This is a genomic window from Candidatus Nitrosopumilus sp. (genome assembly GCF_029882185.1).
Classification (GTDB): Archaea; Thermoproteota; Nitrososphaeria; order Nitrososphaerales; family Nitrosopumilaceae; genus Nitrosopumilus.
The window spans coordinates 1-1,541 of the sequence record NZ_JAOULD010000102.1; the positions used below are offsets into that span (position 1 = coordinate 1).

Below are 1,541 nucleotides of genomic sequence, written 5' to 3' on the forward strand. Positions count from 1 at the left end.
TCAATATTTTGATTTGGTTTGACAATGTTTTGTACATAATAGCATACTCTGGAAATTTTTCAGGTAGTTCGCCCATCATCTAAATTAAATGTACATCTCACTAATACTGGTTGTGAAAATTTAGGTGGTTTCCTTATTTATGACGATGATATTTGGCTTGGGTATGTTGAACAATTATTTTCCCACATACAATATTTGAATTCTAGTCAAACCTGGAATATTTTATGTTAATGTTTTTGTTTGGGCAACTTGGCTATTCTAGATCTTACTTCCTTTATTATCTGTGAGAAGTGTTATTGACGTGCTCTTATTTTATTCTAAAATGCTTCATAATTCGGCAAACTCATCATCTATCAGTTTTAGCTTAGTTTGTTGGTTAATCATCAGCAATTTTTCTTGTAATTTCTATGGTATATTATTATCCCATCAAAAATCAGAACCTTTTTGATGTGACTATACACATTAATCGTGTGGTTAATTTTGAAAAAATATACCAAAGAGTAGCATCACAAGTAATTCAAAGATGTCATGGAGCAATCAAGATTACAAAACATGGGAAAATTATTGAAGTATATGATACCAAGCGTCATATGTGGAGTCATGGTTTGGCAGGACTTATAATTAAAGAGGAATGCCTGAATGCACATCTGAGAGAATGGGAATTTGCAAATGTACGAAATTATATGATCCAAGAATTACTTGGAAAATCAAAAAACTAGTATACGACTTTTCTAATGAGATATGGCTCTTTTAGCATAATTATATCGTCTCTGATTGATGATAATTCTACTTTTTTTAAATTATGGTTTGTGGTTATGATTAATGCTTCGCACCTAGAACATAAAATGGTCTTTCCATTTGATCTCTCCTCTCTAACAACATTCTTTTCCAATCTGTCTTCTTTTTGGCATGTTGGACACAGTCTTGGCTCTTTTAGCATGGTGATTATCTCTTTGATGAAAATAGTTTTTCCCATATCATATTACTGATAAATGATCACTAAAGAGTTTGTATTGTTAATTGGTATCAGCAATCCAATTTTGAATGTCAAACCGTTTTAATCATTCAAAATTAGAACGAATGGTATTCGGTATATTCCCAATCTAACCAATTAACAAAGTTGTAAAGTTTTTACTGAAAATATATTTTTGTACTTTTTGATATCCTTTTGCAAATATTGTTCGATTACTTTTGAATAATCATGTATCTATACATCGTTGTTCTTTGCATGAATTACTCTTATTTTTTCATCTAGATATTTTCAATCATCAACCTTTTTGAATGATTTCTTGTACATTTCAATATCTGGATTACTGCTAGTTATTTCGATATCTGTCTCTCATTATACGTATTTTTGATAATTTTTTACTCTGCTAAAATTTATAATATTTCATTACTTTTTTTCAAAAAATTCATATAAAATCTTAAATAGTTATATGGTTTATACATATTGATGTCGTTAGTTAAAAAATCTGGCGATTGAGTTGCGCTGCCCCGCAGAACGAAAAAAGGCAATCAAACGTTTAGACGTTTGACCATGA

At 29.9% G+C, this 1,541-nt stretch carries 2 protein-coding genes; one reads left to right on the forward strand and one right to left on the reverse strand.

The window, feature by feature from the left end:
* Positions 1-470 precede the first annotated feature (470 nt).
* Positions 471-719 (forward strand): hypothetical protein, encoded by a 249-nt coding sequence (locus tag OEW78_RS10560; protein ID WP_300327247.1) that lies wholly within the window; start codon positions 471-473, stop codon positions 717-719.
* Here OEW78_RS10560 and OEW78_RS10565 read toward each other — a convergent pair.
* The gene (locus OEW78_RS10565; RefSeq protein WP_300327248.1) at positions 716-976 is read right to left on the reverse strand and encodes a hypothetical protein; all 261 of its coding nucleotides are present in this window, start codon (positions 974-976) and stop codon (positions 716-718) included. The genes OEW78_RS10560 and OEW78_RS10565 overlap by 4 nt on opposite strands.
* Between the last annotated feature and the right edge of the window lie 565 nt (positions 977-1,541).